The organism is Pseudomonas sp. P7759 (assembly GCF_013386445.1).
Classification (GTDB): Bacteria; Pseudomonadota; Gammaproteobacteria; order Pseudomonadales; family Pseudomonadaceae; genus Aquipseudomonas; species Aquipseudomonas azotoformans_A.
Genome location: NZ_JACART010000017.1, coordinates 59,229 through 75,620, shown reverse-complemented (window position 1 = coordinate 75,620; position 16,392 = coordinate 59,229). Strand labels below are relative to the sequence as shown.

The following is a 16,392-nucleotide window of genomic DNA, read 5'->3' as shown; positions in this document are numbered from 1 at the left end:
GAAAGAGTAGATGAGGGCGCAGCCCAGGTAGTTCAACGGCAGCGCATGACAAGCATGGTGCTTGCCCGCGCCGCACAAGTACAGTCACCCGTATTAATAGTGGGTATTAAGTCAACGCAGTCATGACCGCTTTGCGGTAGGCCGGACGTTGTTGCAGGCGCGCATACCAGGCCTCTAGATTGGGCATCGCAGGCCGTTCGATGGGCATTTCGAACCAGGCGTAGATAAAGCTGCCCAGGGGAATATCGCCCATGCCGATCTCGTTGCCCGACAGATACGGCTGTGTAGCCAGCGCTTCATCAACGGTTTTGAGCACATCGATACAGGCCTGGCGACCGGCGTGGATGTTGTCCCAGTTCTGTTTTTCCGCCGGGGTGCGCAGCACGCCCCAGAACACAATCTTGAACGGTTCGGCAAAAGTGGAGGTGGTCCAATCCATCCACTTTTCCGCGTTGGCCCGGGCTTTCACCTCTGTCGGATACCAGCTGGACGCATGCTTGGCACAGAGGTAACGCACGATGGTATTGGACTCCCACAGCACGAAGTCGCCGTCTTCGATCATCGGCACCCGGCCGTTGGGGTTCAATGCCCGATATTGCGGCGTGTCGACCACACCAAAAGCCCCGCCCGCATCAATTGCTTCATAGTCCAGGCCGAGTTCCTCGGCGCACCACAGTGCCTTCCTGACGTTTGATGAATTTTTACGACCCCAGATTTTCAGCATGACCGCGCCTTTCTTGTGGATGAACATGGCTGGATGAAGGCAGCAGCATACGCCGGTTCACGCGCGGCTCAAATCGCTCTGCATGTCGCCGAGTAATGGCGGCTGGTCCTCGGTGAACAGATGCGGGTAACACTGCTGGATATGAGCGAAGAAAAAGGCCTCGGGCACGTCAGGAAATTGCCCGTGGTCGACCACGTATTCCATCGAACGCAGGCCTTGACGGTTAAACGCGTGGAAGACGCTGTCGTGGAGGCCGTCGAACTCTAGCGGCGGAACATCGAATACATCGCACAGTTGCTGGTTGAACGCAGGCGTGGCCTTGACCCAGCGATCATTCAGGTAAAGCTCGGTATAGCCGTGCATGGCGAACACATCACTCTTGAGCAAGGCGATCAGGCGCGGCGTCGACAAATGATTGCGCACATCCGCCAGGCCGATGCGCGCCGGGATCCCGCAATGGCGGGCGCAGGCGGCAAGCAAGGTGGCCTTGGGCACGCAATAGCTTTCGCCGGCGGCCAGGGCGAAGCTGGCACTTAATGTGTCTGGGTCGCGGCTGAAGGTGTAGGGGTTATAGCGAATCGCCTCACGTACGGCGTAGTAGAGGCTGACTGCCTGGTCACTAAAATCCGTACGGGTTCCACGGTGTTTTTCGGCGAACTCCACCACCGCAGGGTGGTCACTATCGATGAAGCGGCTGGGACTCAGGTAGGTATCCATGAGCTTTATCTCCGAAGGAAGCCTGGAGTCTAACCACAGGCCTGCCGGGGAGATAACGACGAATCGGCCAAATCTCGTTACACCCTTATCACCCCGCTTGTTCGGATGCCGACTAAGCTCCCTGGTGGTTTCGCCCCTGGTTTCACGGAGGATTGAATATGCTGTTGTTGTGGATACTGGTGCTGGTGGTCGGCATTGCCTACCTCGCACACCGCCGCGTCGCGCCCCTGCCCGCCCTGGGCGTGGTTGCCGTCTACCTGCTGGCGATGGGCGCCTGGAGCCACGCACCGGGTTGGCTGCTGCTGATCTTCTGGGTGTTGATCGCCGTGGTGGCCGCGCCCCTGCTGCTGCCCGACCTGCGCCGCCAATACTTCACCAAGCCACTGTTCAGCTGGTTCCAGAAAGTCCTGCCGCCGATGTCCGAGACCGAGCGCGACGCCATCGACGCCGGCACCGTGTGGTGGGACGGCGAACTCTTCAGCGGTCGCCCGGACTGGGATAAGTTGCTGGCCTACCCCAAGGTGCAACTGACCGAAGAAGAACAGGCGTTTATCGACGGTCCGACTGAAGAACTGTGCGCCATGGTCAGCGACTGGGAAATCGGCCAGGCCATGGACCTGCCGCCCGCGGCCTGGGAGCACATCAAGACCCATGGCTTCTTCGCCCTGATCATCCCCAAGGAATATGGCGGCAAAGGCTTCTCTGCCTATGCGCATTCCCAGGTCGCGATGAAACTCGCCACCCGCAGCGGTGACCTGGCCTCCACCGTGATGGTGCCCAATTCCCTCGGCCCCGCCGAACTGCTGCTGCACTACGGCACCGAAGAACAACGCAACCACTACCTGCCGCGCCTGGCCCGTGGCGATGACATCCCCTGCTTCGCATTGACGGGCCCATTGGCCGGCTCCGATGCAGGCGCCATGCCCGACACCGGCGTGATCTGCAAAGGTGAATGGGAAGGCAAGGAAACCCTCGGCCTGCGCCTGAACTGGGAAAAACGCTACATCACCCTCGGCCCGGTCGCGACCCTGCTCGGCCTGGCCTTCAAGGCCCATGACCCGGACCACCTGCTGGGTGAAGAAGAAGACCTGGGCATCAGCCTGGCGCTGATCCCCACCGATACCCCCGGCGTAGAAATCGGCCGTCGCCACCTGCCTCTGGGCGCCGCGTTCATGAACGGTCCCAACTCCGGCAAGGATGTGTTCATCCCGCTTGAGTTCCTGATCGGCGGCCAGGAAATGCTCGGTAAAGGCTGGATGATGTTGATGAACTGCCTCTCCGTGGGCCGTTCGATCTCCCTGCCCGCGGTGGGCACTGGCGCGGCCAAGTTCACCAGCCTGGTGACCGGCCAATACGCCCAGGTGCGCGAACAATTCAATGTGCCGCTGTCGGCCTTCGAGGGCATTCAGGAAGCCTTGGCGCGCATCGGCGGCAACGCCTGGCTGATGGACAGCGCACGCATGCTCACCGCCAACGCCGTGGACCTGGGGGAAAAACCCTCGGTACTGTCGGCCATTCTCAAGTACCACCTCACCGAGCGTGGCCGCGAGTGCATCAGCCACGCCATGGACGTGCACGGCGGCAAGGGCATCATCATGGGCCCGAACAACTACCTGGGTCGCAATTGGCAAGGTGCGCCGATCTTCATCACGGTAGAAGGCGCGAACATCCTGTCGCGCAACCTGATGATCTTCGGCCAGGGCGCGATTCGTTGCCATCCGTTCGTACTCAAGGAAATGGCCCTGGCCGGTCGCGAAGACCATGACCAGGCGTTGAAGGAGTTTGACGGGCTGCTGATGCAACATATCGGTTTCGCCGTGAGCAACGCCGCCAGCACCCTGGTGCTGAACCTCGGCGTCGGTCATTTCGAGAAGGCCCCAGGCAACCGGTTGAGCCAGGGTTATTTCCGCGCACTCAACCGCCAGGCCGCCGCGTTCGCGCTGCTGGCTGACCTGAGCATGATGTTGCTGGGTGGCGAGTTGAAGCGTCGCGAACGCCTGTCGGCACGCCTGGGTGATGTATTGAGCCATATGTACCTGGCGTCGGCTGCCCTCAAGCGTTATCACGACCTGGATTCGCCGGACCATCTGGAACCCCTGTTCGCCTGGGCCATGGAAGAAAGCCTGGGCGAATCGGAGCGTGCGCTGGATGAACTGCTGAGCAACTTCCCGAACAAGGTACTGGGCTGCCTGCTGCGGGTGATCGTGTTCCCGTTCGGCCGTCGCCATACCGGGCCGTCGGATGCGCTGGATGCCGAAGTGGCTGCGGTGATCGGCCGTGCCAAGGGTGACCCGACCCTGGAAGAGTTGCTGGCCGGCTGCTATCGCCCGCAATCGGCGGAAGATCCGGTGGGCGCCTTGCAACATGCCTACGACCTGCTCGGCGCCAGCCATCCGTTGCAGAAAAAACTGCACACCGCGCTCAAAAGCGGCCAGGTCAAACCGACCGCCGGGGAGCATGCCATCGACGCGGCGTTGCACGCAGGCGTCTTGCAACCGGCCGAGGCGCAGACCCTGCGTGACGCCGAAGCGGCGCGGCGCAAGGTGATCGACGTGGATGATTTCAGCAAGGAAGAGCTGACCCAGGCCGAGGGTAAAGTCCGCTGAGTCGAGCGGTCATATAAAAACGGGCGCGAGAGCTATATACTCTCGCGCCCGTTTTTGCTTTAGAGGACTTATCTCGTGTCCAACGTCGTTGCCGATCATCTCGTCTTGCTCGACCACCTGCGCAGCATCCTGGTTGCCGTCGGCGAAGCCGAACAGGTGCCCGAGGAAAGCCATTCACTGTTCCTGGAGCGCTTCGACGAATTGCGCGCCCTGCTGCCGATCGACCCGATCGAAAGCCAGTACCTGGGCCAGGACCTGATGAGCCAGGTCATCCTGCGCTACCCGCAAATCGCCCACCTGGTGCCGCGCGACCTGCTGTGGTTCTTTGGCGGTGACTGCCTGCACTTCATGCCCGACGAAGAACTGGACCTGTACCAGGCCCTGGAAGAACGTCGCTTCGAAGCCGAACAGAACGACGAACCGTTCGACTGGAACCAGGAAAAGCAGCTGCTGGCCATGCCGGTTGACCAGAGCAAGCACTGATCAGCGACCAGGAATGGGCCGACGCAATGTCGGCTCCTTCGCCATGCACGCCACCAGATAATCAATAAACACCCGTAACTTCGGCGGCAGGTACCGCGTGGGCGAATGCAGCAACCACGCCTCGCCGTGGTAGGACGCAATAAAGTCCCACGCTGGCAACACCTGCACCAACCGCCCCTCCTCCAACGCATGGCGCGCCGTGAAATACGGCAAGCTGCCAATCCCCACATGCTGCAACACCGCATCCAGCCGAACCCCGGTGTGGTTCGCCGCATAACGCCCACGCACCGCCACCGTCACCGCCTTGCCGGCCTGGCGGAATTTCCAGCGCGAATCGCCCGGCGTTTCCCCCAAGTAAATGCAACTGTGCGCCAGCAGGTCATGGGGATGCGCCGGCGTCCCGTGTTCAGCCAGGTACTGCGGCGTCGCGCACAACAGATGCTCGATGGGCAATAACTGCCGCCCCACCAACCCCGGCGGAGGGCTGTCGGTGATACGGATACTCAGGTCGACGTTGTCATCAATCATGTCCACCTGGCGGTCCTCCAGGATCAACTGCACATCCACCTTGGGGTAACGCCGCAGGAATTCCGGCATATGCGGGTGCACCACAAACCGCCCCACCGCCTTGGGCACGCTGACCCGCACCAACCCTTCGGCTTCATGGGTGAACTGGCCACTGATCTCCATCACCGAGCGCGCCGCGCTGACCATCTCCTGGCAGCGCTTGAATACCTCTTCCCCGCCTTCGCTCAAGCGCAATTTGCGTGTGGTGCGTTGCAACAAGCGCGTCGCCAGTGCCTTCTCCAGGCGCGAGATACTGCGGCTCACCGAGGAAGGCGAGGCCCCCAGTTGCCGGGCGGCTTCGGAGAAGCTGCCGGTTTCCACCACTTTGACGAAAATCGCCATTTCGCTCAGCAGCGGCAAAGGAAGATTGATGCTCATGGTGCACAGGTCCATTGATAATTGAGCGGATTATCACCTATCCGCGCACTATTTATACTGCGCGCAGAACCCTGATGCGGATGTAGATGATGACCGAGCGCCTGTTTTTTACCCACGACCACCTGACTGCCGAGCTGGAGGTGTTGAGTTGCACCCCCCACGAGGAGCAGTTTGCAGTGATCCTGCAGTCGACGATTTTTCACCCCCAGGGCGGTGGGCAACCTTTCGATACCGGCTGGCTCGGTGAAGCCACTGTGCTGCGCGCCACCCAGGAAGCAGACCGCGTGGTGCACTACGTCGACCGGCCATTGGAACCGGGTCCGATCACCGCAAGGGTCGATGAACAGCGCCGTATGTTGAACACCCGACTGCATTCCGCCGGGCACTTGATCGGCAACGTGGGCGAGACCTTGGGTTGGATGCCGATCAAGGCCCATCACTGGCCCGGCGAAGGCAAGATCACCTTCATCCGTGGCGAAGCGGCGCAAGCCATGGACGCCGAGGCGATCCAGCAACAGGTCAACCAATGGATCGCTGCGGATTACCCACGGCACATGAACCTGGAAGACGGCACCCGCGAAGTCGGCTTTGGTGAATTGCCCGCGTATGCCTGCGGCGGTACCCATGTGCAGGCACTGAGTGAGTTAGGCCAGGTGACCATCCTGGCCCTGTCGGAAAAAAAGGGTGCGCTGTCCGTGCGCTACGAACTCGATTAAACCTCACTCGCCCCCGCCCGCCCCGGTTCCACCACAAACGACTTGAGGGTCGATACCGTGGCCATCGGGTCGCGGGGGTCGGTAATCACCCGCAGGTTCGTGAGCATCTTGCCCTCCTCCACCTCCACCGACACATATCCCCGCTGACGGCTATCGAAAAACTTCACATGCGGGTTGAGCGGCAACAGCTTGCTGAACGCATCAAAGGGCGGTCCGTCAGACGTCACCGACGTACCGACGAATTCCGTGGCTACCACCCGCGAATCCGGGTTGTTGGCATCGGCATGCAAATCCGTCACCCAGAACGAGTGGATATCACCGCCCCAGAACACCGGGTTGTTGACGCGATTGCGCTCTATGGACGCCAGCATCCGCGAACGGTTGGCCATGTAGCCATCCCACCCGTCGGTCCAACGTCCTGGCTTGTGATCTGTGAGGTCACGCTGGGTTAGCGGCGCTACCAGCAGGTCCTGGGCGATGATGTTCCACTGCGCCTTCGACTGGGCAAACCCCTGGTCCAGCCAGGCTTCTTGCTGCCAACCAAGCATGGTGCGGCCAGGGTCGCGCAAGTCGTGGCAGAGGTTATCGGCGATATGTCCCTGGTGGCTGGCATTCGCCGGAATGCAGGGTTGTTCGGAACGGTATTGCCGACCGTCCAGCACGTGGAAACGGGCCAGTCTGCCGTAGTCCAGGCGCCGATAAATGCGCATTTCCGGCCCCTTCGGCAAGCTGCTGGCACGCAGCGGCATATGCTCGTAGTAAGCCTGGTAGGCTGCCGCACGCTGCTGCAGGAATTGCCCGACCGGAATCTTCGGGTCCTGGGACCAGCGGTTGGCGTAGTCGTTCTGTACTTCGTGATCGTCCCAGGTCGCCACGCTCGGTGCAGCGGCGTGCAGGGCCTGTAGATCCGGGTCGGTTTTGTACAGGGCATAGCGGTTGCGATAGTCGCTCAGGCTCACCGCATTGCCGCTGCCGTGGGGGCGGATGATCTTGCCCGAATCCGCCGCGTAGGAACTGTCGTAGATGTAGTCGCCGAGAAAGAACACCAGGTCGGGCTGTTCCTCTGCCAGGTGGCGATAGGCACTGAAATAGCCGCGTTCCCAGTGGGAGCACGAGACAAACCCCAGACGTGCCGACGCCATGGCATACACCGTAGGCGCCGTGCGCGACTGCCCCACCGGGCTTTGCGCGCCCAGCCCTTCGAACTGATACCAATACGGTCGGCCCGCCTCCAACCCCGCGACTTCCACATGCACCGAATGGCCCCAGCGCTCGCTGGCCATGACTTCGCCCTGGCGCACCACGCGGGTCATCGCGGCATCGCTGGCGACCCGCCAACGCACGGGCACGGAACGGCTCAAGCCGCCACGGCCATCCACGGCATTGAACAAGGGCGCCAGGCGCGTCCAGATCACAAACCCATCGGGCAACGGGTCCCCGGAAGCCACGCCGAGGGTGAACGGATAATCCACGCCGGCACTGCGCGCAAACGGACTGAGGATCGAAAACGTGGTGGCAACCGCCAGCCCGGCAAGCACCCGGCGTCGGCCATGATCAACCTCGCCACTCACAGCCGAAACTCCCAATCCTCTCGCAGCGTGGCGAACACCAGCATGTCTTCATGCACGCCGTTCTTGAGGAACGCCCCGCGCAGGCAACCTTCGTACTGCAGGCCGATTTTCTCCATGACCCGTGCCGACTCTTTGTTGCGACTGAAGCACTGGCTGCCCACGCGATGCAGGCCGAGTTCGGCAAAGCCGTAGTCCATCAGTGCACGCGCCGCTTCTGCCGCGTAGCCCTGGTTGCGTGCGTCCGCCGCCACCCAACCGCCCAGGTGTCCGTAGAGGTGATCCGGTTTGACGCGCAGGCTGACGATGCCGATCAACTCGCCGCTGTCACGCCGATGCATGCCCAGGCTCAACAAGTGGGCCGAGCGAAATTTCTCCGGCATGCCAGCGATGAAATCCTGCGCGATTTCGAGGGTGTAGGGCGAAGGAATACTCGCTGTGTTGTCGGCAATTTTCGGGCCGTTGGCGAGGGTGCACAACGTCTCGGCCTGGTGGTTTTCCAGTGCGCGCATTAACAGTCGCGGCGTGGATATCTGTGGCAGTTCACGGCTCATTTCCAGGGGCCCTCGATGTAAAGTTTTTGAGAATGCCCCTGGCGCATGTCAATTCTGTTACGTCATAAAAATTTCTTGAGAATTGTCTGAAAGACTTGTCCTAGAGCCCTCAAAACGTCAATTAAAGTTAACCAATCGGTCATTTTTGGTTGTTAGCGTGTCGCCCCTAATTCAATAACGGGGTAGCGGAATGAGAACCTGGGACGAACCGAAAAAACGCAAGGCGCACATCGAACTGATCCCGATGATCGACGTGATGATGTTCCTCCTAGTGTTTTTCGTACTCGTGAGCCTGAACGTGATTCCGGCCCTCGGCATGAAGACGCAACTGCCCAGCGCCAGCAGTTCGCAGCAGCTCAAACCACAGAACAAATTCATCCTGACACTGGGCCTGGAAGGCCAGCTGCAACTGGATGGCAAGGACCTCACGGTCGACGCGCTGGTGCCGGCGCTGAAGGCAGCGGAAAAGCCCGACACCAAGTCGACCATCATCGTCAACAGCGACAAAGGCGTAGAGGTTTCGCGCCTGGTGGAGGTGATGGACACCCTGCGTCTGGGTGGCTTTACCTCTGTGTCCATTGCCACGCGTAAGTCCTGATCATGTACGTATTGTTTCGTGCGCGTCAGCTGCTGGGCAGTGTCCCGGCCGTGATCGCCCTGGTGCTGATTGCACTGGGTATCCAGTCCCAGACCTTGAAGGTCGAGCCGGTGTATGACGAATCGGCGGTCGAGTTGGCGTTGGTCGAGCCGGAGCCAGAAGTGATCCCCGAGCCGGTGGTGGAACAAGAGCCGCCACCGCCGGTGATCGAGGATGAAGAGGCCGAACCCGCCCCTCCACCGCCGCCGCCCAAGCCGCTGCCAAAACCCAAGCCTGAGCCCAAGCCAAAACCAGTACCCAAGCCGGTGGTCGCCAAGCCAACGCCCACCCCGACACCCCCACCGGTCGCCGCCAAACCGGCACCGGCGCCCGTGGCCCAGGCCGCGCCGACACCCGCGCCGCCAGCACCGCCAAAGGTCGACGGCCAAGCGCTGGAAGGCGGTTACCTCAAGGGTTTGCGCAACGAGCTGGATACCTACAAGCAGTACCCCACCGGACGCCAGGCCTCCCTCGAACGCCCCACCGGCGAAGTGGTGGTCTGGTTGCTGGTCGATCGCCAGGGTCGGGTTCTCGACTCCGGTTTGCAGACCCAGGCCTCGAGCATGTTGCTCAACCGGGCCGCCACCAACAGCTTGCGTCGTATCAAGCAAGTCAAGCCGTTCCCCGAGCAAGCCTTCGGGGGCCGCAATGAGCAGCGCTTCACCGCCACCTTCAACTACAGCGTGCAATAAGCACCCGACACCAGGACGACAGAGATGAGGTTCACACGGATTCATCTGGCACTCGTTGCCGCAAGCATGGGCCATGGAATGGTCATGGCCGACACCAGCAACAGCGACGTCGGGACGATTGGGGTTCAGGGCAAGGCCACGGCAGGTGGCGGCTACATGGTGCAAGAAGAAAGCATCAAGGGCCGCTCCACCGTGACCAAGGAAGCGCTGGATAAACAGACCGCCACCGGCAACGCCGTGGACAAGCTCAAGTACACGCCGGGTTTGAACATTTCCAGCGAAGACAACACCGGCCTGTCCGGCTTTCGCTTCACCATGCGCGGGCTCAACTCCGACCAGGTGGGCATGTCGGTGGACGGCATGCCGATCAACGACTCCGGCAACTACGCGCTGTACTCCAACCTGCTGGGCGACCCGGAAAACATCGAGCAGATCTTTGTCACCCAAGGCTCTTCGGAGGCGGACGGCCCGCACATCGGCTCCAGCGGCGGCAACATCGGCATCGTGACCATTCGCCCGACCAAGGAAACCGGGGCGTTCGTCAAACAGGTGATGGGCAGCAACGCCACGCGCAAGACCTTTGCTCGCCTCAACACCGGCGAGATCAATGGCCTGGGCAACTGGTTGTCGGCCTCCCACACCGAAGGCCAGATGTGGCGCGGTTCGGGCGCCGTGCGCGCGGACAAGGTCGAATGGAACAGCTTCTTCGACGCCGGCGATGGCAACACCGCCAACCTGATTCTCAAGTACCACGAGCAGGACAACAACAGCTACAGCCAGCTGACCAAGGCCCAGTACCAGCAGAACGGTCGCAAGTACGACCCCTACCCGGCCACACCGACCGTGGGCAGCAACGGCAAGTACAACAGCTACTACGCCCTGGCGCAGAACCCGTTCCAGACCTTCACCGCCGTGCTCAACACCCAGTTCAAACTGGCAGACAACCTCGCGCTGTCGGTGATCCCGTATTACTACTGGGGTAACGGCAGCGGTGTCGGTTCGTCCAGCTATGCGCTGAACCGCGGCTCCAACCAAGGCGGCGTGTTCGACCTGGGCAACCTGCCCACCGGCGCCCAATACAACGCCGACGGCACCCCGAACAACGGCGTGTACTACCGCCCTTCGCGCACCCAGACCTGGCGTCCGGGCATCACCACCAAACTGAACTGGGACCTGGGCGATCACAGCCTGCAAGTCGGCTACTGGTACGAGCGCGCACGCCAAAGCCAGACCCAGCCGTTCATTCCGCTCAAGGCCAGTGGCAAGCCCGTCGACACCTGGCCGGATTCCAACGACGCGGTGGTCGATGCCAATGGCAACACCATCCAGGGTCGCGACCGCTTCACCATCACCCCGGCGCAGAAGGTCTGGGCCCAGGACACCTGGTACATCAACTCGGACTGGACCCTGATCGCCGGCCTGGCCTACATGAACGTCAAGCGTGACGGCACCAACCACGGCAGCCTCACCGAGCAGCCGGAAAAACGTAACCAGACCTACAACAAGCTGCTGCCCAACGCCGGCCTGAAATACCAGCTGGATGAACGCGACCAGTTGTTCTACAGCCTGTCGCGCAACATGCGTATTCCGCAGAACTACGTGCTGTACGACAAGGGCGTCGGCTCCATCGACTCCAAGCCGGAAACCAGCTGGAACCATGAGTTGGGCTGGCGCTACACCGATGAAGACATGACCGTGGCCGCCACCTTGTTCTACATGCAGTTCAAGGATCGCCAAGTGTCGTCGCGGGATATCAACGGCGACTTCGCCGACATCAACGCCGGCTCCGTCAACAACAGCGGCCTGGAGCTGGAGTGGAGCGGCCTGCTGCCCAATCACTTCAACTACTACACCTCCTACACCTACACCAAGGCCGAGCAGCAAGACGACCTGACCGTGTACAACGCCGGCCAAGCCATCCTGTTGCCCACCAGCGGCAAGCAGTTCGCCAACGTGCCGAAAAACATGCTGGCCGCCAACATCGGCTACGACGACGGCCGCTTCTACGGCACCTTCGGCGGCAAGTACACCAGCAAGCTCTACGGCGACCTGACCAATGACGAGGCCATCTCCGGCCGCACCGTGTTCAACGCCGGCGCGGGTATCTACCTGCCGGTGGACAAGAAGGTGGTCAAGGACGCCACCCTGCGCCTGAACGTCGACAACCTGTTCGACAAGAAATACCTGGACGGCGTGTACACCACCAAGACCAACGCGGCCAGCTACAGCGGTTTCCGCGACGGCGACCCGGCCTACATCGTAGGCCTGGAACGTACCGTGACGGTCTCCCTGGAAGCCAACTTCTAATTGCGAGGTAAATGAACATGGACATGAACCTGCTCCACGACATCACCTTTTATGTGATGTATGCCGCGATGGCCATCGCGATCTTTATCACCATCGAGCGCGGGATTTACTTCGCCTACGTACGCCGTCAAGCGCGCGCACTGACCGAGGTGCTGGGCGCCCATGTGCACAGCGAACGCGACCTGCCGGAAAGCCTGACCCGCCGTGACAGCCTGCCGCTGAGCATGGTGTTGCCAGTGCTGGCACAGAAAGCCTCACAGGGTTCGCGCAAGGACCTGGATGACGTGATCGAAACCCAGTACCTGACCACCCGTGCACCCCTGGCCCGCAGCCTGTGGATCATCGAAACCATCACCACCGCCGCGCCGCTGTTGGGTTTGCTGGGTACCATCCTCGGCATCATCGACACCTTCAAGGCGCTGGCGACGGCGGGCGTGTCCGACCCAGGGCAGATTTCCGGTGGTATCGGTACGGCCTTGTTCGCCACCGGCCTGGGGATCGCCATCGCGCTGTTCTGCGTGGTGTTCCACAACTTCTTCCAGGACAGCCTGGAGCGCATCAACGACCAGCTGAAAATCCTGCTGATCCGCGCCGCCACCGGCGCCCGCGTGCAGAGTGAAGTACCGCACCTGGTGCCGACGCCGCTGCACAGCCGCACGGCGTAACCCCGTAGTGAGCGGGCTTGCCCCGCGCTGGGCAAGCCCGCTCACTACATCAGTTGAAGAGAGTGTCATGTCCATTTCCTTGAAATTGCGCATCGCAGGCCTGGCAGGTTTGCTCATGAGTCCGCTGGCCCAGGCGGACTTTTCGATTCCGGGGTTTGAATTGGTGCACACCGTGCCGGTGGACACCGCCCTCGGCACCGACGACTTGCGCCAGCCCGGCCCGGTGTGGAGCGAGCTGTTTGATGGCGCAAAAAACAGCATCGACATTGGCCAGTTCTACGCCGCCGATCACCCAGGCTCGGTGATGGACCGCGTGATCGAACGCCTGGAAGCCGCCGGTAAACGCGGTGTGAAGATTCGTTTCCTGCTGGAAGAAAAAGGCATCCGATTGTCGGAAGCTTCCACCCTGGAACGCCTGCGCGCGATCCCCAACCTGACCTTTCGCGTGCTGCCCTACGCGCGGGTGAGCGGTGGGATCATCCACGCCAAATACCTGGTGGTGGATGGCAAGCAGGCGTTTGTCGGCAGCCAGAATTTCGATTGGCGTTCGCTGGAACATATCCACGAAACCGGGCTGCGTATCACCGACCCGACCGTGGTGAGCCAAGTGCAGGCGATCTTCGAACAGGACTGGAAAGCCCAGCAGGCATTGGCCAACAACCAGCCGGTGCCGCTGCCTGCCTCCAGCAAAGAGCCGCCACGCACCGGCAACTACCTGGTCGCCAGCCCGCAACGCTACAACCCGCCAGGCGTCGGCGATTCACAGCTGGAACTGCCGCGTTTACTCAGCGAAGCGAAACACGAAGTGCGCGTGCAACTGCTCGACTATGCGCCACTGTCCTACGGACCGGACAAAATCCGTCCGTACTACGCAGTGATCGACAATGCCGTGCGTGCGGCAGCGGCGCGTGGGGTGTCGATCAAGCTGATGGTGTCCAACTGGAACACCGACAAGCTGGAACTGCCCTACCTCAAAAGCCTCGCCGTGCTGCCCAACGTGCACATCAAGATCATCACCCTGCCCGAGGCCAAGCAAGGCTTTATCCCGTATGCACGGGTGATCCACAGCAAGACCATGGAAATCGACGGCCAGGTTGCGTGGATCGGCACCAGCAACTGGCTGGGCGGGTACCTGGATAACTCGCGCAACCTGGAAGTGGTGATGCGCAGTGAAGCGATGGCCAAGCGGGTCGGGGAGTTGCATGAGCAGTTGTGGGATGGGCCGTATGCCAAGACGCTGGATGTGACGGCGGAGTACGCGGCGCCGCACCCGGGATCTTTGTAATAAAAAGTCGGCCTACGGGCATTTGAATTCCAAGGATTGGCAGCTAGCCTTTTCAGTCTCCGGACGCAGCTTTAGCGGTGCTGCGACCGGAGCCCACTCACAGGAGAGTACAGCCATGAAAACCGCTACCCTTCGCACCTTGTGCACACTGCTTCTGCTTATTCCCCTCAGCGGCTGCGTCAACCACCCGTCAACCGTCACTCTGGTCACCTTTGCCGATGGTACCCGGGGCCTCAAGACACCCGTGGATACGGGCACACCGGGGGCGTCCCAGGGGGACCTGTTTGTCTTCGCTCAACCCTTGATGGACCAAGGCCGCCAGGATATCGGCAGCAACAACGGCTTTTGTGTCACCACGCTGCCAGGCGTTCACAGCCAATGCCAATGGACGTTGGTTTTCGTGAATGCCGTTGGACAGACCACAGGCACCCTTGTCGTCGGCGGACAGGAGTACGAAGCCGGCCAATCCACCGTCGCTGTCCTGGGCGGTACCGGTACCTATACGGGCTTCACCGGGCAAATGACTTCCGACCCTATGCCGGACGGTACATTCAAGCAGACCTTGTACCTGGCGCCTCGCTGAACCTGCAAAAACGCCGCTCATCCAGGGGCGGCGTTTTCTTATTGAAGTAGGACATTTCACTCACCTGCATCTCCCCTCCCGCTCCATCACAGTGGTAGTGTGTGGAAATGTTTCTGACAGTTCGATCAGAAACTTCCCACTTATTACCTGCAAAGGAATGCCTTTCTCCATGCACTTTCCACTCAAGCAATTGGCGGCTGCCACCCTGTTCGCGGCGAGCCTTTCGGCCATCACCAGCCCCGCTTACGCCAACATCACCCCGGACCAGAGCACGGCGATTCTGAAGGATTTCAACGAAACGTCCGTCACTGATTTCCGTGGTTTCCTCGGTGCCCTGGCCAAGGGCGACCTGGGCAAGACCAGCGATGTAGGCCCGGCGATCAGTGCATTTCTTGATAACAAAACCTTGAGCGCGGATCAGCAGAACGAGATCAATCGCCTGCTCGGTATCTACACCCGCGTGAAGTACGGCAAGGCCGCCACCGAAACCCTGCGTGAGCTGGTGGAAATCCCGACGTTCAACGTGGACGGTCTACCGCAATACAAGAACCCGGAATTCATCAAGATTGCCGGCAAGATCGAGGCACTGGCCAAGGCCTTTAACCTGACCTTCCGCAATATCGACAACCGCGTGTACGAAATTTCCCTGGAAGGCAGCGGTGACGAAGTGGTCGGTATCCACGCCCACGCCGACGTGGTGCCCGTGACGCCGGAAAACTGGGTGTTGAAAGACGGCACCAAGCTCGACCCGTTCAAGGTCACGCTGATCGGCGACCGCATGTACGGCCGTGGCACTGAAGATGACAAAAACGGCATCGTCGTGGCCATGTATGCCATGAAGGTGATCAAGGAAGAGAAGCTGCCGCTGGCACGCAATTTCAAACTGCTGGTGGACACCACCGAAGAAACCTCCGGCGACGCGATTCCCTACTACTTCGAAAAGAACCCGACACCGCAGTACAACCTGGCGCTGGATGGCGGTTACCCGGTGGTGATTGCCGAGAAAGGCTACGGCACGGTGATGGCCACCTTCCCGCGTCGCAAGGGTGAAGGCAAAGGCGCGGAAGTCATCTCGATGACCGGCGGCATGGCGACCAACCAGATTCCGTCGGCGTCAGTGGCGACTTTTGTCAGCGACAAACCTGCCGAGTTGGCGGCCAGCCTGCAAAAGGCCGGTACTGAATACGCCAAGAACAACGGCGGCGATTTTGAAGTGGCCGCCAAGGTCGACGGCAAAAACGTCAAGCTGACCGTCACCGGCGTGTCCGCGCACTCGTCCGAGCCGGAATCCGGGGTCAACCCAGTGGCGCGCATGTTGGAGTTGATCCACAGCGTCGATGGCAAGATCGCCCTCAAGCACAACCACATCACCGATGCTGCACGTTATGCGTCTGACAACTGGGGCCTGGATTACCTGGGCGGCAAGTTGGGCGTGGGCTTCTCCGATGAGTTCATGGGCCCGCTGACCACTTCGCTGACCTTTGTCGGCCTGGATGACAAAGCCTTCAAGCTGGCCGTGAACCTGCGCGTGCCGAAGGGCAAGTCGCCGGAAAAACTCAAAGCCGAGATCGCCGACAAGCTGAGCGCCTGGGACAAGAAAACCAAGGTCAAGGTGGGCTTCACCTACTCGGTGGCCGAGCCGATGTACCGCAACCCTGAAGGTGAGTGGGTCAAGGCCCTGTTGGCGGTGGCCAGCGAAAACCTGGGCATGGAACATAAGTTCGGCACGTCGGCGGGCGCGACCTCCGTGCATGAACTGCCCAACGGCGTGCAATTCGGCCTGGCGCGTCCGGAAGTGAAGTACACCGGGCACACCGACAACGAGTTCAAGACCGTCGACCAGTTCCTGCTGGACCTGCAGATCGTCACCGAAATGATGGGCCGCATCGGCCAACTGCCCAAGCTCTGAT

At 61.0% G+C, this 16,392-nt stretch carries 15 protein-coding genes; 10 read left to right on the top strand and 5 right to left on the bottom strand.

Annotated features, from left to right (window positions below; genetic code table 11):
• Nucleotides 1-106: 106 nt before the first annotated feature.
• Nucleotides 107-724, bottom strand: a complete 618-nt coding sequence (locus HX823_RS15980) for a glutathione S-transferase family protein (protein ID WP_177075489.1) — start codon at nt 722-724, stop codon at nt 107-109.
• A 57-nt stretch (nt 725-781) separates the two neighbouring features.
• Complete coding sequence (locus HX823_RS15975) at nt 782-1,441, bottom strand: transglutaminase family protein (protein WP_038845182.1); 660 nt, start codon at nt 1,439-1,441, stop codon at nt 782-784.
• 158 nt (nt 1,442-1,599) lie between these two features.
• Here HX823_RS15975 and HX823_RS15970 point away from each other — a divergent pair, with 158 nt between their 5' ends.
• Together HX823_RS15970 and HX823_RS15965 are read left to right on the top strand one after the other, a co-directional pair.
• Nucleotides 1,600-4,047: an acyl-CoA dehydrogenase gene (locus tag HX823_RS15970; protein WP_177075487.1), complete on the top strand. Its 2,448-nt coding sequence runs from the start codon at nt 1,600-1,602 to the stop codon at nt 4,045-4,047.
• A 75-nt stretch (nt 4,048-4,122) separates the two neighbouring features.
• Entirely contained in the window at nt 4,123-4,530 is a 408-nt protein-coding gene (locus HX823_RS15965; RefSeq protein ID WP_016979513.1) for a PA2817 family protein, read from the top strand.
• Here the strand turns inward: HX823_RS15965 and HX823_RS15960 are convergent, their stop codons facing one another.
• On the bottom strand, nt 4,531-5,475 hold the full coding sequence (locus HX823_RS15960; RefSeq protein ID WP_177075485.1) for a LysR family transcriptional regulator: 945 nt from the start codon (nt 5,473-5,475) through the stop codon (nt 4,531-4,533).
• An 89-nt stretch (nt 5,476-5,564) separates the two neighbouring features.
• Between HX823_RS15960 and HX823_RS15955 the strand changes: the two genes are divergently transcribed.
• Entirely contained in the window at nt 5,565-6,191 is a 627-nt protein-coding gene (locus HX823_RS15955; protein WP_177075483.1) for an alanyl-tRNA editing protein, read from the top strand.
• Here the strand turns inward: HX823_RS15955 and HX823_RS15950 are convergent.
• Both HX823_RS15950 and HX823_RS15945 read right to left on the bottom strand, forming a co-directional pair.
• Complete coding sequence (locus HX823_RS15950) at nt 6,188-7,762, bottom strand: alkaline phosphatase D family protein (RefSeq protein WP_177075481.1); 1,575 nt, start codon at nt 7,760-7,762, stop codon at nt 6,188-6,190. The genes HX823_RS15955 and HX823_RS15950 overlap by 4 nt on opposite strands.
• Nucleotides 7,759-8,313: a GNAT family N-acetyltransferase gene (locus HX823_RS15945; protein WP_038845188.1), complete on the bottom strand. Its 555-nt coding sequence runs from the start codon at nt 8,311-8,313 to the stop codon at nt 7,759-7,761. The genes HX823_RS15950 and HX823_RS15945 overlap by 4 nt, the downstream gene beginning before the upstream one ends.
• Before the next feature lie 190 nt (nt 8,314-8,503).
• Here HX823_RS15945 and HX823_RS15940 point away from each other — a divergent pair, with 190 nt between their 5' ends.
• The 7 genes from HX823_RS15940 to HX823_RS15910 all read left to right on the top strand — a co-directional run bounded on the left by HX823_RS15940 (nt 8,504) and on the right by HX823_RS15910 (nt 16,391).
• Nucleotides 8,504-8,911: a biopolymer transporter ExbD gene (locus HX823_RS15940; RefSeq protein WP_005786670.1), complete on the top strand. Its 408-nt coding sequence runs from the start codon at nt 8,504-8,506 to the stop codon at nt 8,909-8,911.
• Between the two features lie 2 nt (nt 8,912-8,913).
• Nucleotides 8,914-9,642, top strand: coding sequence for an energy transducer TonB (locus tag HX823_RS15935; protein WP_177075479.1), 729 nt, complete (start codon nt 8,914-8,916; stop codon nt 9,640-9,642).
• A gap of 24 nt (nt 9,643-9,666) precedes the next feature.
• The gene (locus HX823_RS15930; RefSeq protein ID WP_177075477.1) at nt 9,667-11,949 is read left to right on the top strand and encodes a TonB-dependent receptor; all 2,283 of its coding nucleotides are present in this window, start codon (nt 9,667-9,669) and stop codon (nt 11,947-11,949) included.
• 17 nt (nt 11,950-11,966) lie between these two features.
• Nucleotides 11,967-12,614 (top strand): MotA/TolQ/ExbB proton channel family protein, encoded by a 648-nt coding sequence (locus tag HX823_RS15925; protein ID WP_038845237.1) that lies wholly within the window; start codon nt 11,967-11,969, stop codon nt 12,612-12,614.
• Between the two features lie 67 nt (nt 12,615-12,681).
• On the top strand, nt 12,682-13,899 hold the full coding sequence (locus HX823_RS15920; protein ID WP_177075475.1) for a phospholipase D-like domain-containing protein: 1,218 nt from the start codon (nt 12,682-12,684) through the stop codon (nt 13,897-13,899).
• Nucleotides 13,900-14,014: 115 nt separating this feature from the next.
• Nucleotides 14,015-14,482: a hypothetical protein gene (locus tag HX823_RS15915; RefSeq protein ID WP_177075473.1), complete on the top strand. Its 468-nt coding sequence runs from the start codon at nt 14,015-14,017 to the stop codon at nt 14,480-14,482.
• Between the two features lie 169 nt (nt 14,483-14,651).
• Nucleotides 14,652-16,391 (top strand): dipeptidase, encoded by a 1,740-nt coding sequence (locus HX823_RS15910; RefSeq protein ID WP_177075471.1) that lies wholly within the window; start codon nt 14,652-14,654, stop codon nt 16,389-16,391.
• Nucleotide 16,392: the final 1 nt, after the last annotated feature.

What these genes read in the sequence shown, in the direction of transcription:
- HX823_RS15980 (WP_177075489.1), bottom strand. Translation starts at nt 724, where the DNA reads ATGCTGAAAATCTGGGGTCGTAAAAATTCATCAAACGTCAGGAAGGCA.
- HX823_RS15975 (WP_038845182.1), bottom strand. Translation starts at nt 1,441, where the DNA reads ATGGATACCTACCTGAGTCCCAGCCGCTTCATCGATAGTGACCACCCT.
- HX823_RS15970 (WP_177075487.1), top strand. Translation starts at nt 1,600, where the DNA reads ATGCTGTTGTTGTGGATACTGGTGCTGGTGGTCGGCATTGCCTACCTC.
- HX823_RS15960 (WP_177075485.1), bottom strand. Translation starts at nt 5,475, where the DNA reads ATGAGCATCAATCTTCCTTTGCCGCTGCTGAGCGAAATGGCGATTTTC.
- HX823_RS15955 (WP_177075483.1), top strand. Translation starts at nt 5,565, where the DNA reads ATGACCGAGCGCCTGTTTTTTACCCACGACCACCTGACTGCCGAGCTG.
- HX823_RS15945 (WP_038845188.1), bottom strand. Translation starts at nt 8,313, where the DNA reads ATGAGCCGTGAACTGCCACAGATATCCACGCCGCGACTGTTAATGCGC.
- HX823_RS15940 (WP_005786670.1), top strand. Translation starts at nt 8,504, where the DNA reads ATGAGAACCTGGGACGAACCGAAAAAACGCAAGGCGCACATCGAACTG.
- HX823_RS15935 (WP_177075479.1), top strand. Translation starts at nt 8,914, where the DNA reads ATGTACGTATTGTTTCGTGCGCGTCAGCTGCTGGGCAGTGTCCCGGCC.
- HX823_RS15930 (WP_177075477.1), top strand. Translation starts at nt 9,667, where the DNA reads ATGAGGTTCACACGGATTCATCTGGCACTCGTTGCCGCAAGCATGGGC.
- HX823_RS15925 (WP_038845237.1), top strand. Translation starts at nt 11,967, where the DNA reads ATGGACATGAACCTGCTCCACGACATCACCTTTTATGTGATGTATGCC.
- HX823_RS15920 (WP_177075475.1), top strand. Translation starts at nt 12,682, where the DNA reads ATGTCCATTTCCTTGAAATTGCGCATCGCAGGCCTGGCAGGTTTGCTC.
- HX823_RS15915 (WP_177075473.1), top strand. Translation starts at nt 14,015, where the DNA reads ATGAAAACCGCTACCCTTCGCACCTTGTGCACACTGCTTCTGCTTATT.
- HX823_RS15910 (WP_177075471.1), top strand. Translation starts at nt 14,652, where the DNA reads ATGCACTTTCCACTCAAGCAATTGGCGGCTGCCACCCTGTTCGCGGCG.